Source organism: Pseudomonas sp. LABIM340 (assembly GCF_040017195.2).
In the GTDB taxonomy this organism is placed as follows: Bacteria; Pseudomonadota; Gammaproteobacteria; order Pseudomonadales; family Pseudomonadaceae; genus Pseudomonas.
Window position 1 is genome coordinate 5,759,770 of record NZ_CM200227.1, and the last position, 25,351, is coordinate 5,785,120.

The 25,351-nt window shown below is 67.5% G+C and carries 26 protein-coding genes; 13 read left to right on the top strand and 13 right to left on the bottom strand.

Features of this window, described 5'->3' with window-relative positions; genetic code table 11:
* Positions 1-103: 103 nt before the first annotated feature.
* The 7 genes from selB to ABKS89_RS26615 form a co-directional block, all read right to left on the bottom strand.
* Positions 104-2,026, bottom strand: a complete 1,923-nt coding sequence (gene selB, locus ABKS89_RS26585; RefSeq protein WP_138214144.1) for a selenocysteine-specific translation elongation factor — start codon at positions 2,024-2,026, stop codon at positions 104-106.
* Positions 2,023-3,429 (bottom strand): L-seryl-tRNA(Sec) selenium transferase, encoded by a 1,407-nt coding sequence (gene selA, locus ABKS89_RS26590; protein ID WP_138214143.1) that lies wholly within the window; start codon positions 3,427-3,429, stop codon positions 2,023-2,025. Before selA ends, selB begins: the two co-directional genes overlap by 4 nt.
* A gap of 171 nt (positions 3,430-3,600) precedes the next feature.
* Positions 3,601-4,533, bottom strand: coding sequence for a formate dehydrogenase accessory protein FdhE (fdhE, locus tag ABKS89_RS26595; RefSeq protein WP_348588262.1), 933 nt, complete (start codon positions 4,531-4,533; stop codon positions 3,601-3,603).
* 134 nt (positions 4,534-4,667) lie between these two features.
* The gene (locus ABKS89_RS26600) at positions 4,668-5,294 is read right to left on the bottom strand and encodes a formate dehydrogenase subunit gamma (RefSeq protein WP_138214141.1); all 627 of its coding nucleotides are present in this window, start codon (positions 5,292-5,294) and stop codon (positions 4,668-4,670) included.
* 58 nt (positions 5,295-5,352) lie between these two features.
* Positions 5,353-6,285, bottom strand: coding sequence for a formate dehydrogenase subunit beta (gene fdxH, locus ABKS89_RS26605; RefSeq protein WP_081515660.1), 933 nt, complete (start codon positions 6,283-6,285; stop codon positions 5,353-5,355).
* A gap of 8 nt (positions 6,286-6,293) precedes the next feature.
* Complete coding sequence (gene fdnG, locus ABKS89_RS26610; protein WP_348588263.1) at positions 6,294-9,371, bottom strand: formate dehydrogenase-N subunit alpha; 3,078 nt, start codon at positions 9,369-9,371, stop codon at positions 6,294-6,296.
* Positions 9,372-9,524: 153 nt separating this feature from the next.
* Positions 9,525-9,713 carry a hypothetical protein gene (locus tag ABKS89_RS26615; protein ID WP_081515654.1) on the bottom strand — a complete coding sequence of 63 codons (189 nt, stop codon included), beginning with the start codon at positions 9,711-9,713 and terminating at the stop codon, positions 9,525-9,527.
* A gap of 191 nt (positions 9,714-9,904) precedes the next feature.
* Here ABKS89_RS26615 and ABKS89_RS26620 point away from each other — a divergent pair, with 191 nt between their 5' ends.
* From ABKS89_RS26620 to ABKS89_RS26630, 3 genes are all read left to right on the top strand, one after another.
* Positions 9,905-11,929 carry an FAD-dependent oxidoreductase gene (locus ABKS89_RS26620; protein ID WP_348588264.1) on the top strand — a complete coding sequence of 675 codons (2,025 nt, stop codon included), beginning with the start codon at positions 9,905-9,907 and terminating at the stop codon, positions 11,927-11,929.
* A 177-nt stretch (positions 11,930-12,106) separates the two neighbouring features.
* The gene (locus ABKS89_RS26625; RefSeq protein WP_081515650.1) at positions 12,107-12,385 is read left to right on the top strand and encodes a type II toxin-antitoxin system RelE/ParE family toxin; all 279 of its coding nucleotides are present in this window, start codon (positions 12,107-12,109) and stop codon (positions 12,383-12,385) included.
* A 14-nt stretch (positions 12,386-12,399) separates the two neighbouring features.
* A complete protein-coding gene (locus tag ABKS89_RS26630; protein WP_138214136.1) occupies positions 12,400-12,687 on the top strand; it encodes a HigA family addiction module antitoxin in 288 nt (95 codons plus the stop codon).
* Positions 12,688-12,697: 10 nt separating this feature from the next.
* On the opposite strand, the gene ABKS89_RS26635 is transcribed toward ABKS89_RS26630, so the two are convergent.
* A complete protein-coding gene (locus ABKS89_RS26635; RefSeq protein WP_138214135.1) occupies positions 12,698-13,099 on the bottom strand; it encodes an SRPBCC family protein in 402 nt (133 codons plus the stop codon).
* A gap of 126 nt (positions 13,100-13,225) precedes the next feature.
* Between ABKS89_RS26635 and ABKS89_RS26640 the strand changes: the two genes are divergently transcribed.
* The 7 genes from ABKS89_RS26640 to ABKS89_RS26670 all read left to right on the top strand — a co-directional run bounded on the left by ABKS89_RS26640 (position 13,226) and on the right by ABKS89_RS26670 (position 18,516).
* The gene (locus ABKS89_RS26640; RefSeq protein WP_081515646.1) at positions 13,226-13,675 is read left to right on the top strand and encodes a DMT family transporter; all 450 of its coding nucleotides are present in this window, start codon (positions 13,226-13,228) and stop codon (positions 13,673-13,675) included.
* Between the two features lie 46 nt (positions 13,676-13,721).
* Entirely contained in the window at positions 13,722-14,261 is a 540-nt protein-coding gene (idi, locus tag ABKS89_RS26645; RefSeq protein WP_348588265.1) for an isopentenyl-diphosphate Delta-isomerase, read from the top strand.
* Between the two features lie 105 nt (positions 14,262-14,366).
* Complete coding sequence (locus ABKS89_RS26650; RefSeq protein WP_045216925.1) at positions 14,367-14,768, top strand: YkgJ family cysteine cluster protein; 402 nt, start codon at positions 14,367-14,369, stop codon at positions 14,766-14,768.
* Positions 14,769-14,833: 65 nt separating this feature from the next.
* Complete coding sequence (locus ABKS89_RS26655; RefSeq protein WP_348588266.1) at positions 14,834-16,183, top strand: MATE family efflux transporter; 1,350 nt, start codon at positions 14,834-14,836, stop codon at positions 16,181-16,183.
* A 17-nt stretch (positions 16,184-16,200) separates the two neighbouring features.
* Positions 16,201-17,244 carry a sensor domain-containing diguanylate cyclase gene (locus ABKS89_RS26660; protein ID WP_348588267.1) on the top strand — a complete coding sequence of 348 codons (1,044 nt, stop codon included), beginning with the start codon at positions 16,201-16,203 and terminating at the stop codon, positions 17,242-17,244.
* Positions 17,245-17,276: 32 nt separating this feature from the next.
* Positions 17,277-17,732 (top strand): DUF2214 family protein, encoded by a 456-nt coding sequence (locus tag ABKS89_RS26665; protein WP_138214130.1) that lies wholly within the window; start codon positions 17,277-17,279, stop codon positions 17,730-17,732.
* 112 nt (positions 17,733-17,844) lie between these two features.
* The gene (locus ABKS89_RS26670) at positions 17,845-18,516 is read left to right on the top strand and encodes a hypothetical protein (protein WP_348588268.1); all 672 of its coding nucleotides are present in this window, start codon (positions 17,845-17,847) and stop codon (positions 18,514-18,516) included.
* On the opposite strand, the gene ABKS89_RS26675 is transcribed toward ABKS89_RS26670, so the two are convergent.
* The 3 genes from ABKS89_RS26675 to ABKS89_RS26685 are packed head-to-tail and all read right to left on the bottom strand — an operon-like array spanning position 18,486 to position 20,591.
* Positions 18,486-19,337 carry an arylamine N-acetyltransferase family protein gene (locus ABKS89_RS26675; protein ID WP_348588269.1) on the bottom strand — a complete coding sequence of 284 codons (852 nt, stop codon included), beginning with the start codon at positions 19,335-19,337 and terminating at the stop codon, positions 18,486-18,488. The genes ABKS89_RS26670 and ABKS89_RS26675 overlap by 31 nt on opposite strands.
* 22 nt (positions 19,338-19,359) lie before the next feature.
* Complete coding sequence (locus tag ABKS89_RS26680) at positions 19,360-19,854, bottom strand: cupin domain-containing protein (protein ID WP_348588270.1); 495 nt, start codon at positions 19,852-19,854, stop codon at positions 19,360-19,362.
* Positions 19,851-20,591 (bottom strand): NAD-dependent epimerase/dehydratase family protein, encoded by a 741-nt coding sequence (locus ABKS89_RS26685; protein ID WP_348588271.1) that lies wholly within the window; start codon positions 20,589-20,591, stop codon positions 19,851-19,853. Before ABKS89_RS26685 ends, ABKS89_RS26680 begins: the two co-directional genes overlap by 4 nt.
* Positions 20,592-20,773: 182 nt before the next feature.
* On the opposite strand from ABKS89_RS26685, the gene ABKS89_RS26690 reads away from it, so the two are divergent.
* Both ABKS89_RS26690 and ABKS89_RS26695 read left to right on the top strand, forming a co-directional pair.
* A complete protein-coding gene (locus tag ABKS89_RS26690; RefSeq protein WP_081515628.1) occupies positions 20,774-21,334 on the top strand; it encodes an NADPH-dependent FMN reductase in 561 nt (186 codons plus the stop codon).
* Positions 21,335-21,489: 155 nt separating this feature from the next.
* Positions 21,490-22,245 carry a hypothetical protein gene (locus ABKS89_RS26695; RefSeq protein ID WP_348588272.1) on the top strand — a complete coding sequence of 252 codons (756 nt, stop codon included), beginning with the start codon at positions 21,490-21,492 and terminating at the stop codon, positions 22,243-22,245.
* Between the two features lies 1 nt (position 22,246).
* Here ABKS89_RS26695 and ABKS89_RS26700 read toward each other — a convergent pair whose 3' ends face one another.
* Both ABKS89_RS26700 and cbpA read right to left on the bottom strand, forming a co-directional pair.
* Complete coding sequence (locus ABKS89_RS26700) at positions 22,247-22,549, bottom strand: chaperone modulator CbpM (RefSeq protein WP_348588273.1); 303 nt, start codon at positions 22,547-22,549, stop codon at positions 22,247-22,249.
* Entirely contained in the window at positions 22,546-23,514 is a 969-nt protein-coding gene (gene cbpA, locus ABKS89_RS26705) for a curved DNA-binding protein (protein ID WP_138214124.1), read from the bottom strand. Before cbpA ends, ABKS89_RS26700 begins: the two co-directional genes overlap by 4 nt.
* Positions 23,515-23,777: 263 nt before the next feature.
* Here cbpA and pdxR point away from each other — a divergent pair, with 263 nt between their 5' ends.
* Positions 23,778-25,208 carry a MocR-like pyridoxine biosynthesis transcription factor PdxR gene (pdxR, locus tag ABKS89_RS26710; RefSeq protein ID WP_348588274.1) on the top strand — a complete coding sequence of 477 codons (1,431 nt, stop codon included), beginning with the start codon at positions 23,778-23,780 and terminating at the stop codon, positions 25,206-25,208.
* Positions 25,209-25,351 lie beyond the last annotated feature (143 nt).

The window sequence follows — 25,351 nt, forward strand, 5'->3', positions numbered from 1 at the left end:
GGCAATCAGGGTGACGGCGATGAACAGCAGAATCAGCCAGGAACTCATTGGACCCACTCCCCGGTAGTGAACAGGGCTATCGAGGGGCGTGGGGAGGGGGAGTTCAGAAAGATTCTTCAGCGGTCGACTGCGCCAGCGCCGAATCCTCTCTGATCCGCCGCTCATTGCCAAAGCGGCGGGTGAAGCCGATGCGGTCGAAGTACTCCAACAACTGGATGCAGCGCTTGCGGCCGATGCCGATGCGGTCGCGGAAGGCGGCGGCGCGGATGATGCCGGTTTCGTCGCGCAGGTGCAGGGCGTGGCCGGCGAGTTGGCGCAGGGTCTGTTCGGGGTAGAACAGGTCTTTCACCACCTGGTGCAGCTGGCCCAGGCGACCGAGTTTGCGCAGCAGCAGGCGCACGTCGCCCTCTTCCGCCTTCAGTTCGCGGGCGAGGTCGCGCACCCAGGGCGGGTCGAAGGCACCGGCCAGCAGCAAGGGCCAGAGACGTTCGCGCAGTTGTTCGTCGGCTTCACCCAGCTGCACGCGGTGGTCGGGCAGGTGCAGCCAGGGGCCACTGCTGTCGACTTGCCCAGTCTCCAACAGGCTTTCCAGCAGGGCGATGAACACCGGTCGTTCCAGCTGCGAGAAGGCATAGCGGCGGAGGCGGTCGCGGTCGGGGCCGAGTTCGTCGGGAGCTTCGACGTGGAAGCGCTGCAGGGCATCGAGCAGTTGCTGTTGCAGCGCTGACCAGCGTTCGGCGGCGAACAGTCGCGCGCCGAGCCGGGTGTGGATTTCGACCAGTTCGCCGGGCAGTTGCCAGCCCTCGCGCGGGCGGTTGAACTGGCGCGCCAGCAGCGCGGGATCGAGGCCGTTGCTGGCGTGGCCAAGCAGGGTCGGCAAGGCGCTTTCGAGACTGTCACCTTGCAGAGCGCGCAGCTGCTCCAGACGTTCCAGGCTGCGCCGGTTGCGCGCAGGGGCGAAGGGGTCGAGCACGCGGCCACCGCCGAGGGTGCGTTGCGCGGACTGATCGCGCAGCACCAGGTGGTCGCCATGCACGGCGTGGCTGGGCGCATTCAGCACCAACTGCGCGAAGGTGCGCTCGCCGGGTTGCAGACGCTCACCTTCGAGCAACGCAACGCGGCCGGTGACGTCCTGCGCGCCGAGGTGCACATGCACCGGCGTCCAGTGGGCGAAGGCGCGGGTTTCGCTGGGCAGCAGGTTCAGGTCGATATCGATGCGCGTGGTGGGCGCATGCAGTTCGCCAGCGATCAGCCAGTCACCCCGGTGAATCTGTTCGAGGTTCAGGCGCTCGCCAGCGATATTCACCGCCACTCGCTGGCCGGCGTGGGCCTGCTGCGCTTCGCGGTTCTGCGCGTGCAGGCCACGCACGCGAACGCGGCGGCCAGCGCTGCCCAGCAGCAATTCATCGCCGACCTTCACGGTGCCGGCAAAGGCTGTTCCGGTGACGACGACGCCGGCACCGCTGACGCTGAAGGCGCGGTCCACGGCCAGGCGGAAGCCGCCGGTTGCGGCGCGCTCTTGAGTCTCGCGAGCGGCGTCGGAAAGGGCTTTACGCAACGCCTCGACTCCCTCTCCGCTGACACTGGAGAGCGGGAAGATCGGCGCGTCGGCAAATGGTCCTGGCACCAGCAGTTCACGCACTTCCGCGGCAGCCTGTTCTACCCGTTCGCCCGAGACGCGGTCGGCCTTGGTCAGTGCGACCATGGCGCGACGGATGCCGAGCAACTGGACGATGGCGAGGTGCTCGCGGGTCTGCGGCATCACGCCGTCGTCGGCGGCCACCACCAGCAGCACCAGGTCGATGCCGCTGGCGCCGGCCAGCATGTTGTGGACGAAGCGCTCGTGGCCCGGCACGTCGATGAAACCAGTGAGCGCGCCGTCGCCAAGGTCGGCATAGACGTAGCCGAGGTCGATGGTGATGCCGCGCTCGCGCTCGGCCGGGCGGCGGTCGCCCTCGATGCCGGTGAGCGCGCGCAGCAGTGAGGTCTTGCCGTGGTCGATGTGGCCGGCGGTTCCGACTATCACGCCTCGTCCTCGGCCAGCAGCGGCAGTTGCGCGACGAAGCCGGACTCGTCGTCGAGCTGGCGCAGGTCGAGCCAGAGCGCGTCGTCATCGATGCGGCCGAGCACCGGTACCGGCAGGCAGCGCAGGCGCTCTTCCAGGTCCAGCAGGGCGCGGCCGCGCTGGCGCTTGGGCTGGTTCGGGCGCAGGCACAGCGCGGCGCTGGGCAGGCGCGCGACCGGTTGGGCGCCACTGCCGATCATGCCCAGCGCATCCACGGCGTTGACGCTCCAACTTTCACCCAACAGCGTTGCGAGGACGGGAGCCAGGCGCTGGGCCTGGACGCGGATGTCGGCCTGCGGGCGGCTGAGCAGGCGCAGGCTGGTGAGGCGTTCGGCGAGGCGGTCGGGGTCGCGGTAGAGGTTGAGCACGGCCTCCAGTGCGGCGAGGGTCAGCTTGTCCACGCGCAGGGCGCGCTTGAGTGGGTTCTTCTTGATCCGCCCGATCAGTTCCTTGCTGCCGAGGATCAGGCCGGCCTGCGGGCCGCCGAGTAGTTTGTCGCCGCTGAAGGTGACGATGTCGGCACCGTCGCGCAGGGCTTCCTGCACGGTGGGTTCCTTGGGCAGGCCCCAGCGGGTGAGGTCGACCAGGGTGCCGCTGCCCAGGTCCTCGAGCAGCGGCAGGCCGTGGGTGTGAGCGATCTGCGCCAGCTGCGGGGTGGCGACGCTGGCGGTGAAGCCCTGCACGCTGTAGTTGCTGGTGTGCACGCGCATCAGCAGGCCGGAGCGCGGGCCGATCACGGCTTCGTAGTCCTTGGCGTGGGTGCGGTTGGTGGTGCCGACTTCGACCAGCTTCACGCCGGCGCGGGACATGATGTCGGGGATGCGGAAGGCGCCGCCGATCTCGATCAGTTCGCCGCGGGAGATGATCCCTTCCTTGCGCGCGCCCAGGCTGTTGAGCGCCAGCAGCACGGCGGCGGCGTTGTTGTTGACCACGGTGACGGCCTCGGCGCCGGTCAGCTCGCGGATCAGCCCGGTGATGAGGTCGTCACGGTCGCCGCGCTTGCCGGTGGCCAGGTCGAATTCGAGGTTGAGCGGGTAGCGCGCGGCCAGCGTGATGGCTTCGATGGCTTCCTCAGGCAGCAAGGCGCGGCCGAGGTTGGTGTGCAGCACGGTGCCGGTGAGGTTGAACACCCGGCGCACGCGGCTGGCGTGGTGCGCGGCGAGACGCTCGCCTGCGCGGCCGGCGAGCACCGACTCTTCCAGCTCGACGGCGGCCAGCTGGCCGTGGCGCGCGGGATCACGCAGTTCGTCGAGCAGGTCGCGCAGGGTCTTGAGCAGGGCCTCGCGGCCATAGCGTTGCTGCAGCGGCTGGCAGGCCGGGCTGCGCAGCAGGCGGTCGATGGAGGGCAGACGTACCGAGGTCATGGACGAACCTTGTGCAGGAGGCGATGGCTGGAGTCAGTGTAGGAGACCAGGGTGGCAGCGGAAGTGCTGCATTCGTAGGGCGCATAACCGTTTGCGGTTATCCGCCATGTCCGCGCCAGGGGTTGGCGGCGGATAACGCGTTCCGCGTTATGCGCCCTACGAGGGGCGGTTCTAACCGCCGCCACCGGGTGCGAGCAGGAGGTTCGGTGCGGTGCGCAGGTAGCCGTCTTCGGCGAGGCGGATGTCCAGCGCGAGGCTGGCCAGGTCGTCTGCCTGGGCCTCGGCGTGCTTGTCGTGCTGCTGGTAGAACTGCTTGAGGTAGGACTGGCAGCCGGGGCAGGTTTCGGCCTTGAGCGGCGCCTGGTCGCTGGCCACGCCTTCGCGCTGCAGCGAGTAGTAGGCCAGGCCCTTGCTCTCGGCGCAGTGGCTGCATTTGACGCGCACGTAGTGCCATTCGCAGGAGCACAGCGAGCAGGACAGGTAGCGCAGCCCGGCATGCTTGCCCTGGCTGCGGATCATCCCGGCCACCGGCGGCGCGCCGCAGGCCGGGCAGAGGGTCTGGCTGTCGGTTTCCGCCAGGGTGTCGTCGGGCAGTTGCAGCAGCCACTGGCTGAAGGCGACTTGCAGTACGGCGCCGAGGAAGGGCACCAGCGCCGGCGGCAGCAGGTCGAACTGGCCGTTGAGCAGGCCCAGGGCCCAGGCCTTGCGCTGGCCGGAGTCAGCGTTGCGCAGGACCTTCAGTGCCTCGACCACGGCCGGGTTGGCGGTGACTTCATAGGCGTCAAGGAAGGCGTCCAGCAACGGCAGCCACGCGCCTTCACGCACCAGCACTTCATAGGCCAACGGCGGCATGCGGTGCTCGCGGCTGCGGGCCAGCGCGGCGGCGTCCGGCGATTGCAGGAACAGCTTGCGGTCGAGCAACGCCTGTTGCGTTTCGCAGACGCCGGCGATCAGTTCGAGGTAGCCCTGCAGGGGATTGCCCGGCGCCAGTTCACGCAGGCGCGCGGCGCGGCGGGAGAACAGATCGGGGGACGGCAGGTTGAACAGCGGGGGGATGTTGGCGGCAGCTTCGATCTGCCCGGGTTCGAGAATTCGGCCTGACACGCAGGACTCCTTGTTGATGGAGGTTCGGGGCCTTGAGAGCCCCTCACCCTAGCCCTCTCCCAGAGGGAGAGGGGACTGTCCGTACCGACTGGCAATCCAGTGTCAGCCGGCATTCATTTCAGCAGCGTTGCAAGTCAGTGACCCTTGCCCTTGTCCACGTCCTTCAGCCACGCCGCATGGTGCTTGCGCGCCCAGCCGCGGCTGACCCAGCCGTAGAGCATGGCGCCCATCGAGCCCTTCACCCAGATGCCGGCGTAGATGTGCACCAGGATGCTGCAGATGAGCACGAAGGCGGCCAGGGCATGCAGCAGCGAGGCGATGCGGATGATGTCGATGCCGAAGAGGTGGCTGAAGTAGGCACGCCACATCACGAAACCGGTCACCAGCAGCACCAGCATGCACAGCAGCAGGGTCCAGAACAGCAGCTTCTGCCCGGCGTTGTAGCGGCCGACTTCCGGGAGGTTTTCCTCGCGGTTGGTGACCACGTCCTGCCATTGCTTGAGCCACTGCACGTCGCGCTTTTCCACCAGGTTGTGGTGGGCGAAGCGGATCACCAGGCCGAGGAAGAACAGGAACATCGCCACCCCGAGGAAGGGGTGGAGGATGCGCGTCCACGGGCCGCCGCCAAACAGGTTGGTCAGCCAGAACATGGCCGGGTGGAACAGCGCCAGCCCCGAGAGGCCGGCGAGGAAGAACAGAATGGCCACCATCCAGTGGTTGCTCCGTTCGTTGGCGTTGTAGCGCTGGATATCTTTTTTCATGTCGTCGGGCTCCTTGCTGCCCTTTTTCCGCCCTCCCCGCGAGGTGGGCGGAAGTCAGTCAGCGGGGATCACGCGGATCGTAGCCATGCACCGAAGGGTCGACCTTGTGCACCGGCGCCTGCGGGTCGGGCCCGTCTTCCTCGTCCTCTTCGACCCGGTTGGGGCCGATGCGGGTGTAGTGGAAGAACCCGGCCAGCACCACGCCCGCCATGGCCAGCAGGCCCAGCGGTTTGGTGAGGCCTTTCCACAGGCTGACCATCGGGCTGATGGCCGGCTTGTCGGGCAGGCCGGCGTACAGCGAGGGCTGGTCGTTGTGGTGCAGCACGTACATGACGTGCGTGCCGCCCACGCCTTGGGGGTCATACAGGCCGGCGTTCTCGAAGCCACGGGACTTCAGGTCCTCGATGCGCTCGGCGGCGTGCTCCTTCATGTCTTCCTTGGTGCCGAAAACGATGGCGCCGGTCGGGCAGGTCTTCACGCAGGCCGGCTCCATGCCCACCGCTACGCGGTCGGAACACAGGGTGCACTTGTACGCCTTGTGGTCCTTCTGCGAGATGCGCGGGATGTTGAACGGGCAGCCGGTGATGCAGTAACCGCAGCCGATGCAGTGGTCCTGGTTGAAGTCGACGATGCCGTTGGCGTACTTCACGATCGCGCCGGGGCTCGGGCAGGCCTTCAGGCAACCCGGCTCCTCGCAGTGCATGCAGCCGTCCTTGCGGATCAGCCACTCCAGGTTGCCGGCCGGGTTCTCATGCTCGGTGAAGCGCATGACCGTCCAGGACTGGTCCGTGAGGTCGATGGGGTTGTCGTAGGTGCCGTGGTTGTGGCCCACCTCGTCGCGCAGCTCGTTCCATTCCGAGCAGGCGACCTGGCAGGCCTTGCAGCCGATGCACTTGGACACGTCGATCAGCTTGGCCACTTCCTGCTCGTGCCGTACCGAAGGTGACGGCAGGGTCGTGGCGGAGCGGGCGTAGATGTCTTGACTACTCATGCTTCACCTCACGCCTTTTCCACGTTGACGAGGAAGGACTTGAACTCCGGCGTCTGCGTATTCCCGTCGCCCACGAAGGGGGTCAGGGTGTTGGTCAGGTAGCCGTTGCGCGCCACACCCGAGAAGCCCCAGTGCAATGGGATGCCCACGTGATGCACGGTCTGGCCGTTGACCTGCAGCGGACGGATGCGCTTGGTCACCACCGCCACCGCCTTGATGAAGCCGCGGTTGGAGGAGACCTTCACGCGATCGCCGGCCTTGATGCCGAGCTCCTTCGCCAGCGCCTCGCCGATCTCGACGAACTGTTCCGGCTGGACGATGGCATTCAGACGGCAATGCTTGGTCCAGAAGTGGAAGTGCTCGGTGAGCCGGTAGGTGGTCGCGGCGTAGGGGAACTCCTTCGCTGTGCCGAACAGCTCCATGTCGTTCTTGAACACCCGCGCCGCCGGGCTGCTGATCGCCTGCGGGTTCTTGTGCAGCGGGTTGACACCAATCGGCGTCTCGAACGGCTCGTAGTGCTCGGGGAACGGGCCTTCGGCCATCTTGTCGACGGCGAAGAAACGCGCCACGCCTTCGGGGTTCATGATGAACGGGTTCATCCCCGCTTCCGGCGGTACGTCGGCCTTGTAGTCGGGCACGTCGGTGCCACCCCAGGCCTTGCCGTTCCACCACACCAGGCGTTTCTTCACCGGGTCCCACGGCTTGCCGCTGACGTCCGCCGAGGCGCGGTTGTAGAGGATGCGCCGGTTAGCCGGCCACGCCCATGCCCAGCCCAGGGTCTGGCCCATGGCGTACGGGTCGCTGTTGTCGCGGCGGGCCATCTGGTTGCCGGTCTGCGTCCAGGAGCCGGCGAAGATCCAGCAGCCGCTGGCGGTGCTGCCGTCGTCGCGCAGCAGCGCGAAAGCCGGAAGCTGCTCGCCGGCTTTCGCCAGGACCATACCGTTGTTCGGGTCGACGAGATCCGCCAGTGCCTTGCCGTTGTACTCCTTGGCCACCTCTTCCGGAGTCGGTTCGTCCGGCCGCAGGTACGGCCAGTCGAGCCCCAGGATCGGGTCGGGGAAGGCGCCGCCATCCTTTCGATAAGCCGCCTGCAGGCGATGCAGCAGGCCGCTCATGATGGCGATGTCGGTACGCGCTTCACCTGGCGGTTCGGCGCCCTTCCAGTGCCACTGCAGCCAGCGCCCGGAGTTGACGATGGAGCCGTCTTCCTCGGCGAAGCAACTGGTCGGCAGGCGGAACACCGTAGTCTGGATGGCCTTGGTGTCGACGTCGTTGTGCTCGCCGGCATTGCGCCAGAACTCGGAGGTCTCGGTGGCCAGCGGGTCCATCACCACCATCCACTTCAGCTTGGCCAGCGCAGCGCTGACCTTGGCCTTGTTGGGGAAGGAAGCAATGGGGTTGAAGCCCTGGCAGAAGTAACCGTTGACCTTGCCCTGGTACATCATGTCGAAGTAGCGCAGCACGTCGTAGCCGGCGCCGGGCATGTCGAGTTTCGGCAGCCAGTCGTAGCACCAGTTGTTGTCCTTGGTGGCAGCCTTGCCGAACCAGGACTTCATCAGGCTGACGTGGAACTTGGGATAGTTCTGCCAGTAGGACAACTGCCCCGGGCGCAGCGGCTTGCTGGTGCGCTTGGTGATGAAGGCGTTGTAGTCCTGCTCCGCATCCATGCCCAGGGTCAGGTAGCCGGGCAGCGAGTTGGACAGCAGCCCCAGGTCGGTCAGGCCCTGGATGTTGGAGTGGCCGCGCAGGGCGTTCATGCCGCCGCCGGGCATGCCGATGTTGCCCAACAGCAGCTGGACCATCGCGCCGGTGCGGATCATCTGTGCGCCCACCGAGTGCTGGGTCCAGCCCAGGGCGTACATGATGGTCATGACCTTGGTCGGCGCCGCGGTGGTGGAAATCTCTTCCCACACCTTGAGCATCATGTCCTTGGGCGTGCCACAGATGTTGCTCACCACGTCCGGCGTATAGCGGCTGTAGTGCTGCTTCATCAGGTTGAACACACAGCGCGGGTGCGTCAGGGTCGGGTCGACCTTGGCGAAACCATCCTCGCCCAGCTCATACTGCCAGGACGACTTGTCCGGGTAGGTGCGCTTCTCCGCGTCGTAGCCGTTGAACAGCCCGTCGTCGAAGCCGAAGCCTTCCTTCACGATGAAGGAGACGTCGGTGTAGTTGTGCACGTATTCCTTCTGGTACTTGTCGTTTTCCAGCAGGTAGTTGATCAGGCCGCCGAGGAAGGCGATGTCCGTGCCGGTGCGGATGGGCGCGTAGTAGTCGGCCACCGAAGCGGAACGGGTGAATCGCGGGTCGACCACCAGCAGGCGCGCCTTGTTGTGCGCCTTGGCTTCGGTCACCCACTTGAAGCCGCACGGGTGCGCTTCAGCGGCGTTTCCGCCCATGATCAGAATCAGATCGGCATTCTTGATGTCGGTCCAATGGTTGGTCATGGCTCCACGGCCAAACGTCGGGGCAAGACTTGCCACCGTCGGGCCGTGTCAGACACGCGCTTGGTTGTCGAACGCCAGTACGCCGAGAGAACGCACCACCTTGTGGGTGATGTAGCCCGCTTCGTTGGAAGACGCCGACGCGGCCAGGAAGCCGGTGGTCAGCCAGCGGTTCACCGTCTGGCCCTGGGCGTTCTTCTCGATGAAGTTGGCGTCGCGGTCTTCCTTCACCAGCTTGGCGATGCGGTCGAGCGCCTCGTCCCAGCCGATGCGCTTCCACTCCGAAGAGCCCGCTTCGCGAATTTGCGGGTACTTCAGGCGGTTGGGGCTGTGGACGAAGTCCAAGAGGCCTGCGCCTTTGGGGCAGAGCGTGCCGCGGTTGACCGGGTGATCGGAATCACCCTCGATGTGGATGATGTTCTGCGCGACGTTCTTGGCCGCATCACCCTGGCTGTACAGCAGGATGCCGCAACCGACCGAGCAGTACGGGCAGGTGTTGCGGGTCTCGACGGTGCGCGCAAGCTTGAAGTGGCGGATCTGGTCGGCGAATGCATCCGGGGGTGCCATCCCGAGTGCCGCCAGGCTCGATCCTCCAAGGCCCACGGCGCAGACCTTGAAAAATTGCCGACGGTTCATATCCATCGTGCGTCTCCTGATCAGGCAGCGTACGTCCGGGACATGGCCGGACCCTTGCTGCTTAAAAGATAGCCAAGCAGGCGCGATGCGCCAGCTTTGAGCGGGGCAGACCATGCACGCGGAGGATCAGCGGCGCATTGACGCGCGTCAGCCCGTCACTCAGAACGCACTGCCGAGTACCCCCAAATGGGCAACGGGCGGGTAGGCGCAGGAGATACTCTCGCCGTCGGGGCGGCAGGCGGATTGCGCGCGATCCGGCTGGAGGGATTCGTGCAGCCCGAGCAGGGCCACGCCGATGAGGGCAGCGAGCAGGTAATGGCGCGCGTGTCTTGTTCTTATCGCTTTCATGACGACCTCCGTCACTTCAGCCTGCGATCGGGGCCTTGCAGCCCTGCCATGGGTTTGAGTCTGGAACCTGTGGCGCTCCTGTCAACCGAAGCGCTTGACCGAAATGCCCGAACGGCACGGCAGCCGGGCCGTTAACCACCCCACCGCCGGCCCGTTAGGGTGGCAGGACCTGATTGCCCAAGAGCGCTTCCATGTCGTCCGCCGCCTCGCCCTACCCTCACCTGCTCGCCCCGCTCGACCTGGGCCCGATTCAACTGCGCAACCGCGTGGTGATGGGCTCGATGCACACCGGCCTGGAAGACCGCCTGTGGGACTTCGGCAAACTCGCCGCCTATTACCGCGAACGGGCGCGCGGCGGTGTCGGGCTGATCATCACCGGCGGCTTTGCACCCAACCGCGAAGGCTGGCTGCTGCCGCTGGGCAGTAGCCTCACCAGCGGCCTGCAGGTACCGGCGCACCGGCGCCTGACCCAGGCGGTGCACCGCGAGGGCGGGCGCATCCTCCTGCAGATTCTCCACGCCGGGCGCTACGGCTATCACCCGCTGGTGGTCTCGGCCTCGCCAGTGAAATCGCCGATCAGCTGGTTCGCCCCGCGCGAGCTGTCCGAGCGCGGCATCCTGCGCACCATCGCCGCCTTCGTACGCTGCGCGAAGCTCGCCCACGCCGCCGGCTACGACGGTGTGGAGATCATGGGCAGCGAAGGCTACCTGCTGAACCAGTTCCTCTGCCCGCGCACCAACCAGCGCGAAGACCGTTGGGGCGGCGACCTGGGCAACCGCATGCGCCTGCCGCTGGAAATCGTCCGTCGTACTCGCCGCGCGCTGGGCGAACGCTTCGTCATCAGCTACCGCCTGTCGCTGCTCGACCTGGTGGAAGGCGGCAACACCTGGGACGAGGTGCGCACCGTGGCGCGAGCCCTCGAAGGCGCCGGCATCGACCTGCTCAACACCGGCGTCGGCTGGCACGAGTCACGGGTGCCGACCATCGTCACCTCGGTGCCGCGCGCCGCCTTCGCGGAAGTGACCGCACGCCTGCGCCGTGAACTGCGCGTGCCGGTGATCGCCAGCAACCGCATCAACACGCCAGAAGTCGCCGAGCGATTGCTCGCCGAAGGCCACGCCGACCTCGTGTCCATGGCCCGACCGCTGCTGGCCGATCCGCAGTTCGTGGAAAAGGCCGCCGCCGGGCGCGCCACATCGATCAACACCTGCATCGCCTGCAACCAGGCCTGCCTGGACCACGCCTTCGCCAACCGCCGCGCCAGTTGCCTGGTCAACCCGCGAGCAGCCTTCGAGACCGAACTGCGCTACCGCAAGGCCCGCGTGCACAAGCGCATCGCGGTGATCGGCGCGGGGCCGGCCGGGCTGTCCGCCGCCTGCGTCGCCGCCGAGCGCGGCCATCGGGTGACGCTGTTCGAGGCCGCCGAAGAGATCGGCGGGCAGTTCAACCTGGCCAAGCGCGTGCCGGGCAAGGAGGAATTCCACGAGACGCTGCGCTACTTCGCCGTACGCCTGGGCGAACTGGGCGTCGAGGTGCAGCTGGGCCGGCGCATCCGGCGCGGCGAACTGAGCGGCGAGTACGACGAGGTGATAGTCGCCACCGGTATCCAGCCGCGCACGCCGTCAATTCCGGGCATCGGCCACGCCAAGGTGCTCAGCTACCTCGATGTGCTGCGCGGCGCAGCGGTGGGCGAGAAGGTCGCGCTGATCGGCGCGGGCGGCATCGGCTTCGACGTCGCCAGCTTCCTGCTGACCGAGCGCGACGGCGCGCAGCCGCTGGGCGAGTGGCTGGGCCAGTGGGGCATCGACCTGGACAACGCCACCGGCGGCGGGCTGATCCCGCCGGTCGCCGCCGCTCCCCGCCGGCAGCTCTGGCTGCTGCAACGCAAGGCCGGCCAACCCGGCGCCGGGCTGGGCAAGACCAGCGGCTGGGTACACCGCGCGCACCTCAAGCATCACGGCGTGCGCATGCTCGGTGGCGTGGAGTACCTGCGCATCGACGATGACGGCCTGCACCTGCGCATCGATGGCCAGGAGCAATGCCTGGCGGTGGACAACGTGGTGATCTGCGCCGGCCAGGAGCCGCTGCTGGACCTGCAGCCGACGCTGGCGGCGCAGAACCTGCGCTACCACATCATCGGCGGCGCCAGCGTGGCGCGGGAGCTGGATGCCAAGCGGGCGATCCGCGAGGGTGCGGAGCTCGCCGCACGCCTTTGACGGTTTCTGTAGGAGCGAGGGGGACGCCTGGTTCTTGCTCGCGAACCGCCCAGCGCCGCATCTGCCTGGAAACTGTTCGCGAGCCAGCTCGCTCCTACAAGCTGAACACTGTGCGGAGAACCTTCTGACAAGCATCTCGGCCAGGGCGACTGTAATCTGTTAGATTACAGTCCGGCGATGATCAGAAGCTTCCGCCACAAGGGGCTGCGCGCCCTTTACCAGCAAGGTGATCCTCGTGGAGTGAGGGCCGATCACGTGCCCCGGCTCAAACGCATCCTTGCCGCGCTGGAAAGCGCCAACGGCCCGCGAGACATGGACCTGCCCGGTTACCGCCTGCACGGTCTGAAAGGTTCGCTGTCCGGCTGCTGGGCCGTCAGCGTCTCGGGCAACTGGCGCGTGACCTTCCGTTTCGTCGACAGCGACGTGGAGCTGCTGGACTATCTCGACTACCACTGACTGGAGTACCCAGCATGGCGATGCACAACCCACCCCACCCCGGCGAAATCCTCCGTGAGGATGTACTACCGGAGCTTCGCCTTTCCGTGACTGCTCTGGCGACCCATCTAGGCGTAAGCCGCCCGCACCTGTCCAAAGTGCTCCACGGCCGAGCGCCCATCAGCGCGGACCTAGCCTGGCGCCTGGAGCAGGCCGGCCTGGGCACGGCCCGCCACTGGATGGCGATGCAGGCGGCTTACGATCTGTGGCAGGTCAGTCAGCAGGCACACCCGCCCATTGCCCGGCTGCAAGCGGTGGCATAAGTCCCACGAATCACCCCTCCAGCAACACCTTGATCGCCTGCAGGTCGCGCTCCACCCACTGCGCATCGCGCTCGAAGGTGGCGTCGTCCATCTGCGGCTGGCGCAGCAGTGTAAGTTGCAGCTCGCAGCCCTCGGCATTGGCGATCAGTCGCAGCGGAATGTGCACGGCCGGCGCCTGCTCGGGCAGCACGTCATGGTCGAGCACGCCGAATGCGTTGCGCGGCGTGAAGCGCACGCGCATGGGTCCCTGGGGCGTCTGCGCCAGCCAGAGATCACCTTCCAGCGGTTCGATGGAGCTGCACAACCCTGAAGCCCAGTAGGGGAAGTTCGTCGGGTCGGCAAGGAACTCGTAGGCAGTGTCGCGCGGCCGCTCGATGCGGACGCTCAGCACGCGGGAAGCGCGGGTGGCCATGGTCGGGACCTCCATCGGGGCGGGAGCGATGCTCCAGTGTGGTGCATACTACGCGGCTGACTATTCTCGATCGACCGCTGGCCAGCCCTTCGCTGCCCTGCTTTGCGACCCTTTCCGGAGTTTCCCATGCCTACGCCACCCTGGTGGTTGTTCGTCCTTCCGCTGATCGCCGGCGCCTGCCTGCCACTTCAGGCCGGCATCAACGGCCAGTTGGCCAAGCAGGTGTCCAGCGTGCTGGCCGCCGCGCTGATTTCCTTCTTCGTCGGCATGCTCGGCCTGCTCGCGCTGACCCTGGCCAACCGCGAATTCCCCAGCCTCGCAGCGATGCGCGGGATGCCTTGGTGGCAGTGGTGCGGCGGCTTCCTGGGGATGTTCTTCATCTTCATCGCCGCCTTCGCCGCACCGCGCGTCGGCGCGCTGATGTTCATGGTGCTGGTGCTCGCCGGCCAGCTGGGCATGGCACTGGCGCTGGACCACTTCGGCTGGGCCGGTTTCAAGGAAGCGCCGGTGAGCACCCTGAAGATCGCCGGCATGGCCGCCATCGCCGTGGGCATCTGGATGATCCGCAAGGGCTGAGCGCCGCCGGTTACACTGGGGCAGTGACGACCGGCAGGAGATTTCCATGACCGATATCCAGGTGATCCTGGTCGACGAACACGACAACCCGACCGGCACGATGGAAAAACACCAGGCCCATCATCTCGGGCTGCGCCACCGTGCCATCTCGGTCTACGTGTTCAACCGCGCCGGTGAACTGCTGCTGCAGCGCCGCGCGGCAGGCAAATATCACTGTGGCGGGCTGTGGAGCAACACCTGCTGCGGCCACCCCTACCCCGACGAATCTGCGAAGCACGCCGCCGAACGCCGGCTGCGCGAGGAGATGGGCGTACAGGTCGAGCTGCGCAAGCTGTTCGAGTTCAGCTATCGCCTGGAGCTGGCCAACGGCATGACCGAGCACGAGTACGGCCACCTGTTCGGTGCCGTCGACGAGCAGCCGCCGCGCCCCGATCCGCAGGAAGCCGACGACTTCCGCTACGTCGCCCTGCCCGAACTGGAAGCCGAGATGGCTGCGCACCCGGAGCGTTTCACGCCCTGGTTCCTCATCTGCTACCCGACCTTCAGGGACTATCTGCGCGATAACGGCGGAATTGCCGGTCTGTAGAACGCCCCTCTGTTGATCGCCGCTCTGTTCGTCGAAAGGCCAAGCAAATCTGCGCGCCGCCCACTATGATGCGCGCCTTCGCGCCACCGCTACCGACTTGCCGCCATGAGAAAACCACCGCTGATCGCCAACGCCGAACTGGACCGCCTGGAAACCTGGGCGAAGTACACCTCGGGCCTGTGCAAGGACTGCAACGCCACCTGCTGCACCATGCCGGCGGAAGTGAACGTCAACGACCTGATCCGTATCGGCGTGGTCGACGAATTCGAGCGCGACGAACCGGCGAAGAACATCGCCAAGCGCCTGCTCAAGGAAGGCGTCGTCGAGCGCTTCAACCAGAAGAGCGGCATCTTCACCCTGACCCGCACCAGCAACGGCGACTGCTACTTCCTCGACCGCAAGACGCGCCTCTGCACGGTCTACACCAAGCGCCCGGACACCTGCCGCAACCACCCGCAGGTCGGCCCGCGCCCCGGCTACTGCGCCTACCGCAAGAAGACCGGCTGACCACGGCCGGCTGAAAGCACGGGGCTCCCGGCTCGCTATACTGCGCGCCAGCTCAGGAGCCCCTCATGAATTCCCTGCTCGAAGCCTGGCGACATTCGCCGACCCACCGTCGTGTCTGGGCGCTCGCTGCGCCGATGATCCTCTCCAACGTTTCCGTGCCGCTGGTCACCCTGGTGGACAGCGCGGTAATCGGCCACCTGCCGCACGCCCACCAGCTGGGTGCCGTGGCGGTCGGCGGCGGGCTCTATACCCTGCTGGTCGGCGTACTGGGCTTCCTGCGCATGGGCACCACCGGCTTCGCCGCCCAGGCGGCCGGGCGTGAAGACGGCGGAGCCTTGCGGCGGATTCTCGGCCAGGGCCTGCTGCTGGCCCTCGGCCTCGCCCTGCTGCTCAGCCTGCTGGCGGTGCCGCTGACCGGGCCTGCGCTTGTGCTGATGCGCCCGTCCCCGGAGCTGGATGTGCTGGCCCGCGAGTTCTTCCACATCCGCCTGTTCGGCCTGCCGGCGGCGCTGGCCACCTATGCGCTGGTCGGCTGGTTCCTCGGCACGCAGAACGCCCGCGCACCGTTGGCGATCCTGCTGACCACCAACCTCATCAATATCGTCCTCAGCCTGTGGTTCGTGCTGGGCCTGGGCTGGGGCGTGGCCGGCGCGGCAAAGGCCGCAGTGACCGCCGAGTGGGGCGGCGCGCTGCTCGGCCTGGCGCTGACCCGTGGTGCGCTCAGACGCTTCCCCGGCCTGCCGGACTGGTCGCGCCTGCGTGCCTGGGCCAGCTGGCGGCCGCTGCTGATGGTCAACCGCGACATCTTCATCCGCAGCCTGGCGTTGCAGGGTGTGTTCTTCCTGCTCACGGTGCAGGGCACGCGCCTGGGCGACGCCACGGTGGCGGCCAACGCGCTGCTGCTCAATGGCCTGATGGTCACCGCCTACGCCCTCGACGGCCTGGCCCATGCTGTCGAGGCGCTGTGCGGCCACGCCATCGGCGGCCGCGACCGCACTGCGCTGCGCCGATCACTGGTGGTCGCCTGCGGCTGGTCGCTGATCGCCAGCCTGCTGTTCGTCGCCTTCTTCAGCCTCTTCGGGCATCTGTTCATCGCCCTGCAGAGCGACATCCCGGAAGTGCGCGCCACCGCCGACCAGTACCTGCCCTACCTCGCTTGCCTGCCACTCATCGGCATGTGGAGCTACCTGCTCGACGGCCTGTTCATCGGCGCCACCCGCGCCCGCGAGATGCGCAACGCCATGCTGCTGGCCTGCGCCGCCAGCCTGCCACTGGGCTTCGCCCTGCAGGGCTGGGGAAATCACGGATTGTGGCTAACCTTCCTATGCTTCATGTTGCTGCGCGCGCTGGTCCTCGCCGGCTACGCGTGGAAGCTGACACGCCAAGATGCCTGGCAGGCGCCTGCCAGCCCCTGACCTGTTGAGGAGACGCCATGCCGGCTTGTCCCATTCCCGTTGACGAAACCCTGCGTCAGCAGACCCTGGATGAGATGAACCTGCTCGACACCCCGGCCGAGCACTACCTGGATACCCTCGTCCAGCTGACCCAGGACCTGGTGAAGGTCGACACCGTGCTGATCAGCCTGATCGACCAGGATCGCCAGTGGTTCAAGGCCCGTGTCGGCCTGGACGCTACCGAGACCACGCGCGATGTGTCCTTCTGCGGCTACGCGATCCTCGGCGAGGACACCCTGCTGGTGCCCGATGCCACCCTCGACGAGCGCTTCGCCGACAACCCGCTGGTGCTCGGCCCGCCCTACATCCGCTTCTATGCCGGGCGCCCGCTGCGCGCCGGCAATGGCCAGGCCATCGGCACCCTGTGCATGGTCGACCCACGGCCGCGCAGCATGACCGCGGCGCAGCAGGCCAACTTCCGCGACCTCGCCACCCTCGCCGAGGGCTACCTGCAATTGCGCACGCTGATCCAGAGCAACCGCGACCTGCGCGTGGAGATGGACCGCGAGCAGCGCAAGGCCCTGCTCGACCCACTGACCCAGCTGTGGAACCGCGGCGGCCTGCTCGCCTTCCAGGACCGCGAGTGCCGCCTGGCGCGGCAAAACCATGTGCAGCTGGGCGTGATCTACGCCGACCTCGACCACTTCAAGGCGATCAACGACCAGCATGGCCACGCCGCCGGCGACCTGGTGCTCTGCGAATGCGCCCGCCGCCTGCGCGCCGCGCTGCGGCCGGACGACCTGCTGGTGCGCCAGGGCGGCGAGGAGTTCGTCGCTCTGCTCAAGGTGAAGGACGGCGAGGAACTGCAGCGCGTCGCCGAGCGCGTGCGCGAGCTGATCGGCCACGAGCCGGTGCAACTCCCCTGCGGACCGCTGCCGGTCAGCCTGAGCATCGGCTGCACCCTGCTGGCAGGTGAAGAGCCTGTCGACCAGGCGCTGGAACGCGCCGACGGCGCGCTTTACAGTGCCAAGCAGGCCGGGCGCAACCGGGTGAACTTCAGCGCGCCGCCGGCCACAGCCTGATCAGAAGCAAGGCCCCAGCAGAGGACCCACTCATGGCCCAAGCCATCGCCGCGTACCTGCACTACCTGTCGATCTTCATCCTGTTCGCCCTGCTGGTGCTGGAGCACCAGCTGTTCCGCCTGCCGCTGGACCTGTCGCGGGCACGCAGCCTGGTGATAGTCGACCTGGCCTACGGCGCCTGCGCCGGTGTGGTACTGCTGACCGGCGCGGCGCGTGTCGTCTGGTTCGCCAAGGGTACGGATTACTACCTGCACAACAGCCTGTTCCACGCCAAGATCGGCCTCTTCGTGCTGGTAGCGCTGCTGTCGATCCTGCCGACCATGACCTTCCTCAACTGGCGCAACGAGCTCAAGGCCGGCCGCGTTCCAGTGCCCAGCGAGCGCCAGGCGAAGCTGGTGATCATGACCATCCGCGTGGAGTTACTGGCGCTGATGATCCTGCCGCTGCTGGCGACTCTGATGGCGCGTGGTTTCGGGATGATCGGCTGAGCCGCCGGACTGGCTGGCCGATTTCCTACAACCAGAACCGAGCAATCCGATACAGTCGCTCCGCTGATCCGTGGATGCTCCTACGCAGCTTCGACTGCCGCAGGACCTCCACATGCCTCTCCGCTCCTCCAGCCGCCCGCTGTGGCGGTTGTTCCCCGCACTGGCGGCACTTGCCCTGAGCGGTTGCGCGAGTGACGAGTTCACTTTCGAAGCCGACCTGCCGGGCGATTTCAGCCTGGTGGGTAATGCGCGTTACTCCCCGCCCGAGGGCAGCCACTGCAATTCCCCGGCGAAAGACGACCTCACGCAACGCCTCTTTGCCACGCCCGGCCACGGCGAGCGCCCCTATAGGGTCAGTTACCAGGTGCCCCTGAGCATCCGCAGCGATGGCTGCAAGCGCGAGCTCCGACACATCCTCATCGAAATGGACGGCGAATCGGCTACCCATCCCCTGGACGCCGTGCCACCCGATATCAGCTTCGCCAACCTGGCAGTCCGCAGCCAGCTCTCCGCCGGCAGCGCCGGGATGCCGAAAAGGGGCACGCGCATCTTCGACGGGCGCTGCCGCTGGCTGTTGCCGGACTCAGCCGGCGGCGAGCGCCAGCTGCAGTGCCGGGCCTCGGACATCAATGGCAACTGGCTCGCCGGCAGGCCCGGCGGCGAGCTGCAACGCGACGAACTGCCCGGCCGCATCGTCCGGCTGGCCATCGGCGTGGCGCCGGACATTGCCGTATCCGCCGAATCTCGCGGCCCTCAGGCGCTGACGGCCGACTCCAGCAACTGAGCAAGCCGGCGGCGCAGGGCCGGCAAGTCCGTCGCCGCGGGTTGCAGGTGGAAGCGCTCGCGCAGCACGTCCAGCAGCTCATCGGCACTCTCGATGCTGCGCTGCTCGACTTCGCCGTCCGCGCCACGCCGGGTGAACTGTCCGTTGAACAGTGACAGCCGCGCCCCCTCCTCGCTGAGCGCCACGCGCAGGGAGTTGCGGAACACGCTCTGCGGGTAGGTCGAGGTGTACCAGTTGCGCATGCCGTAGTCCGCCCAGTGCTGCGCTTCCAGGGTGAAGCGGTACAGCGTCTGCCAGCCGGACGCCGAGCGTGTGGCCATTTCCAGCTCCTCATCGGCCGGACCGCTGATACGCCAGCCGCCGGGCAGATCTTCGTTCACCCGCAGCGGCAGGGCTTTCGGCGAGGCCGGGCCGCCGAAGCCGATATCCACCAGGTGGGGCCCTTCGGGCAGGTCGATGCGCAGCAGCAGGTGCGTCTGCGGCGTCAGCGGCGCATCCGCCGGCAGGCCCCAGCGCACCCGCGCCACCAGCAGGGTCACGCGGTAATCCAGGCTGGTCAGCAGACGGGCGAACAGGCTGTTCAGCTCGAAGCAGTAACCGCCGCGCTGATGTTCGACGACCTTGGCGAACACCGCCTCCGGCTCGATCAGGATGGGTTTGTCCAGCAGCACGTCGAGGTTCTCGAAAGGCAGGTGATGCAGCGCCGCGACGATCAACCGGTCGAGGTTCTCCAGCGTCGGCGCGGGTCGCTCCGGCGACAGGCCGAGGCGGGCCAGGGTCGCGTCGAGCTGGGCAGCGCTGAAGGGGGTGAGCGGGGTCATGCGAATCTCCTTTCGCGAAGCATCAATGGCGGTGGTCGGCGGTCGGTTCGGGGATCACCAGCGGGCCGCAGTTCTCGTCGCTGACGATCACCGCCAGCAAGCGCGCGGGCTCGCTGGCGCTGGGGTTCTCGGCGAACAGGTGCAGCTCGCGGCTGGGCTCGAACCAGGTCAGGCCCGCGCGGTAAGTCTGCGCCGGCAAGCCCTGCATCTGCGAGCGCACCTGACCACTGAGCACGATGGCGGTCACCGCGCCGGGATGGCGGTGCGCCGGCGTGTAGCCGTTGGGCGGGAAGTCCACCTGCAGCGTGGTCACGACCTTGCCCGGTATGTCGGCCAGCGGCTCGCAGGACAGGCGCTGCACCTGGGTGGCCGGCCGCGCGCCAGCTGATTGCGCGGCAGGGTTCTCGGCAAGGCTCACCAGCGGCCGCGACCAGGGCTGCCAGAGCAGTGCGCCAGCGCTGAGGGCAATCACCAGCACCAGGCCGGCCCGGGCCTCATGCCCCGAGGCGAGGTTCATGCCGGCACTCCCGCCAGGCGGAAGCCCGGCTGCCAGCCCAGGCGATGGCGCGCCTTGGCCGAGCTGATTTCGATGTCCTGTTCGGCGATGTTGTAGGCGCCGTGTGCGCCCCACTCCAGCGCCAGCAGGGCGGCGCGGGCGGCATCGTCCACATGCACGGCCAGCCTCGGGTCCGCCGCATCGGCTCCCGTACCCGGCCCGTAGAGTCGGCCGTAGCGCAACACGATGCCCTCCATCGGCCGGGCGCCGAGCACCGCCTCTTCGAGCGCGGCGACGCCGCCGACACTGATGGCGCGCGGGCCTTCGGCGCCCAGGTCCAGCGGTTGTTCCTCGTGCAGCGGCAGCTCACCCGGCGCGTAGGCCCAGGCGATGCTCTGCGCCACCATGCGCTCGACGCCAGCGGCACGGGCCGCCGCCACGAGGTTGGCGGTGCCTTCGCGGCGAACCCGCGCGTTACGCGGTTGGGCGGCAGGCATCAGGGCAGGGTCCAGCCCGGCGGGCAGGTCGGTGAGCTGGTGAATCACCCAGCGCGGCTGGAACTCCCGCATGGTGGCACTCAGGGTCTGCGCGTCATAGACGTCCAGCACCAGCGCCCGCGCTCCGGCGGCCTCCAGCGCGGCGGCTCGCTGCGCGGAGCGACTGATCGCCAGCACCTGGTAACCACGCTCCAGCAGCATCGGCAACAGGCGCTGGCCGATGGCACCGCTGGCTCCGGCGAAGAAGACTTTCATGCACATGGGGACCTCGAATCGGGCGGCTGGGACATGTCGCCACTCTAGTGATGCGATGCCCCACCCCACAGAGCCAAGATCATGCAGAACGACTGGGACATGATTGCCGAACCTTGATCCATGTCGACGCAATGTCACGCTCATCGTCTATAACAAACGGCTCAATACCCCGATCCCTAGGAGTCGCCATGAGCCAAGTCTTCGATGTTGCCGTTGTTGTCGGCAGCCTGCGCAAGGAATCCCTGAACCGCAAGATCGCCAAGGCATTCGCCGCATTGGCGCCGGCCAACCTGAAGCTGGAAATCGTGGAGATCGGCGACCTGCCCCTGTACAACGAGGAACTCGACGTGGGCACTCCGCCCGCCAGCTACACCGCCTTCCGCGAGCGCATCGCCCGCGCCGACGCGGTGCTCTTCGTCACCCCCGAGTACAACCGCTCGGTGCCCGGCGTGCTGAAGAACGCCATCGACGTCGGCTCGCGCCCCTACGGCAAGAGCGCCTGGAACGCCAAGCCCTGCGCCGTGGTCAGTGCCTCTCCGGGCGCCATCGGCGGCTTCGGCGCCAACCACCACCTGCGCCAGTCGCTGGTGTTCCTCAACATGCCGGTGCTGCAGCAACCCGAAGCCTACCTGGGCGGCGCCGGCGGTTTCTTCGACGAATCCGGCAAGCTGTCGGAGAAGACCGAGCCTTTCCTGAAGAGCATCATCGATGCCTTCTCCGGCTGGATCGTGCAGAACCAGCCACGCTGATCTGCCCAGGCGCCGGCACTCACCGGCGCTTTCCCCGCTAATCTGAGCAGCCCGTCGCAGGCCGCTGCGACACCCGGCATTGGCCGTCGTTGCGGCTGGCTCCCCGCTCTTTCCCACGCCAAGGTTCAGGCCCGCTTCCCGCGCCCGGACCGTCGATGCTGCGCCACCTTCTGTTCTACTTCCTTGCCCTCGCCCTGCTCGCCGGCTGCACTTCGCCGCCCGTGAAGAAGGATGTCGGCGGTGTAGGCTTCAGCTCCGGGCAGATGCTGCAGAACGACGCCAACCGCGCCGCCAACCTGGCCATGCGCGACAACCTCGACAGCCTGTCGCTGCTGCTCGACAAGCTCTACAAGCGCAACCCGCGGGAATGGAAGAAAACCGGCGCTGCCTCACGCGATGCAGCCCACCAGCAGGTGATGGACGCCATCCGCAAGCAGCAGCCGCTGCCCGGCCTGGGCGGCAGGACATCGGTGGCCGCTCTGCCCCTGGCCTTCGACGCGGATTTCCAGGGCGACCGCGCCGGCACGCTGATCTACGGGCTCGGCAGCATGCTCTACGAACTGTACGGCGGCACCGACACCCAGCACCTGCTCAGCGGTCTCAACTCGCAGATGACCGCCAACGCAGCCTGGAACATCGAGGTGGCAGCCTGGCTGCTGGCCAGCCGTACCGACGGGCAGGGCCAACCGATGCTGCTGTCCAACGAGCTCAGCGCCGCCGGGCGCAACCTGTCCTTCGAGCGCGAGTTCGGCCGCATGATTGGCCGCCTGGAACTGCTGGCGCAGATGACCAACGAAAGCCTTCGACGCAGCGGGATCAACTACGTGCAGGGCATCCTTGCCGCACCAATACTCGGCCTGCTGCAGTTCATCCCGCTGGACGCCGCCAGCGCCGCGACCACCGCCCAGTAGGTCAGTCCTCCAGCAGGCGCGCCAGGCGCTGGCGCAGGTAGCGGTTCTCCGCGCGCAACTCGTCCACCTCGTCCAGCAGGCGCAGCGCCAGGGCGATGCCCGGCCAGTCCAGCTCGAACTCGCGGCGCAGGCGCACCGCACGGCGAACCACGCTGACCGCCTGGTAATCGAAGACCCAATGGCCTGCGCGCTGTTCGCGGGGCTCCACGATGCCCACCTCGACGATCTCGACGAGCACGTCGCGGGGGAGGTTCACCGACTGGCAGAGCTCGTCGAGGTCCACCAGCATCACTGTCGTCGTCATGCGCGTTTACCCCAATCGGCACGGGGGTCGAAGGCCGCCTTGGCAGCCAGTTCTTCCCAGAGTTTGCGGGTCGCTTCGTCCGCCGTCTTCGGCATCACCACCTTGAGCACGGCATACAGATCGCCGGCGGCGGCATCGCCTTTGTTCGGCAGGCCCCTGCCCTTGATACGCAGGCGCTGGCCGGCCTGGCTGTTGGGCGGGATGCCTAGGTTGATCCGTCCGCCCAGCGTGGGCACTTCCACCTTGGCGCCGAGTGCCGCTTCCCAGGGCGCCACCGGCACGGTGACGATCAGGTCGCGGCCGTCGACATCGAACAGCGGGTGCGGAACCAGGCGGATCGCCAGGTACAGATCGCCCGCCGGCCCGCCGTTGACGCCCGGCGCGCCCTGCCCCTTGAGGCGGATGCGTTCGCCGTCGGCAGTGCCCACGGGAATCTTCACGTTCAGCGTCTTGTTCTGCGGCGGCAGCTTGCGGCCGTACTCATCAAAGCTGGGCAGGCTGAAGCTGATCGGCCGGCTGTCGCCGGAGAGGGTTTCCTCGAGGAACAGCGGGACTTCCATCTCCACATCCTGGCCACGGTGGGCCTGCGGCTGGCGCGCACCGCCGAAGCCACCGTGAGAGCCGCCGGCGCGGGCGCCGAATATCTGCTCGAAGAAGTCACTGAAGTCCTGCTCGTGCCCCGGCGACGGACCGTCGAAACCGCCGCGCGGCTGCCAGCCGGGCGGCGCCTCGAACTGCGGCCCCTGCGCGCCGTACTTGCGCAGTTCATCGTACTCGGCGCGCTTCTCCGGGCTCTTCAGCACTTCGTAGGCTTCGGAGACTTCCTTGAAGTGCGTCTCGGCATCCGGCTCCTTGCTGACGTCCGGGTGGTACTTGCGCGCGAGCTTGCGGTAGGCGGTCTTGATCGCCTTCTCGTCGGCGTCGGGTTCGACCCCGAGCGCGGCGTAATAGTCCTTGAATTCCATCGGTAGCGGTCACTCCTCACATGCGTTGGACCTGTCGGCGCCTGGGACACGGGGGATTCGCGCGGGCAGCCGGAGCCGCTGCGCGCACTGCGAGGCGAACAGGTGGAAAAAGCGGGTGCTGCGACAACAGATGGAGTCGCAGCGCCTGCTTTTCAACACTGCCTGCAAGCCTAGACGCTGATCCTGCATCGAGGCTGGCGCGACGCCTTGATAGCGGTCATGGCATAGTCGTCTTCCGGATTTATCCCCGCCCCGGACAGGCCATGACCGCGCCCTTCGATTCGTTCCGCCAGCCGCTGGACCCGAGCCATGAGCTGCCGATCTACCGCCAGCTCTACGAGCGCATCCGAGATGCCATTACCCGTGGTGCGCTGCGTCCCGGCGAGCGCGTGCCGCCGGTGCGGGGGCTGGCCGGCGAACTGGGCGTGGCGCGCGGCACGGTGGAACTGGCCTACCAGTTGCTGACCAGCGAAGGCTACCTGCTGGCGCGCGGGCCGGCGGGCACGGTGGTTTCACCGCAGCTCGCAGGGCGCACGTCCAGCGCGCCGGCCGTGGCGGTCGCGCCGGCTACCGTCGAGCGCACCCTGCCCGGCCTGATCGCCCACGGCCCGACCCTGCGGCCGTTCCAGCTCGGCGTGCCAGCGCTGGATGCCTTTCCCCGTGCACTCTGGGCGCGCCTGTGCGCGCGGCGGCTGCGCCAGCAGAACGCGTCCATGCTGGCCTACCCGGAGCCCTGCGGTTACGGGCCATTGCGCGAGGCGGTTGCCGGTTACCTGGGGATTTCCCGCGGCATCGTCTGCGCCCCGGAGCAAGTATTCATCTGCGCCGGTTACCAGGGCGCGCTGGACCTGATCAGCCGCACCCTGCTCGAACCCGGCCAGCGCTTCTGGCACGAAGACCCCGGCTACCCGCGCGGCCGCGAACTGCTGCGCCGGGCCGGCGGCGTGCCAGTGCCCATCGCGGTGGACGCCGATGGCCTGCGCGTGGAAGACGGCATTGCCCGCGCGCCCGATGCACGCTTCGCGCTGGTCACGCCTTCGCAGCAGAGCCCCACCGGCGTTGCCCTCAGCCTGCCGCGCCGACTGGCCCTGCTGGACTGGGCGGCCAGCAGCGGCGCCTGGATAGTCGAGGACGACTACGACAGCGAGTACCGCTACGCCGGCTTCCCGCTGCCGGCGCTGAAAAGCCTCGACCGCGCCGGCCGCGTGCTCTACACCGGCACCTTCAGCAAGGTGCTCTACCCTGCCCTGCGCCTGGGCTATCTGGTGGTGCCGGCGCAGCTGGTGGAAGACTTCGTGCGCGCCCAGCAGGTGTTCCCTTCCGGCTGCGCGGAGCTGCTGCAGGCGACCCTGTGCGATTTCATGCAGGAAGGCCATTTCGCCCGCCACCTCAAGCGCACTCGCACGCTCTACGCCCAGCGCCGCCAATGGCTGCGCAGCGCGCTGGAAGAACGCCTGGGCGAGCGCCTGCGCTTTGCCGACACCCCCGGCGGCCTGCACCTGATCGGCGCGCTGGACCAGGACGACCTTGCCGTCGCCCGCCGCGCCCATGCCGAGGGCCTCGGCCTGCAGGCGCTGAACGCCTGGTGCGTCGAGGCCAGGCGCGAGCCGGCGCTGATCATGAGCTTCACCAATGTCACCGACGAGCAGCTCGCCGGGCGCCTGGCAGAGCGGCTGGCGCCCTTGCTCGGCTGATTCCGGTGTGTGCGGGGGTCAATACCTCCGATGGCAAAAATTGACTGACACCCATCGTTGACCGAGGTCAATTTTCCTACGGACGATGCCGTTAGATTCCCACAACATCTTGTTGTCTTGAATAACTCGAGACACAGCATGTT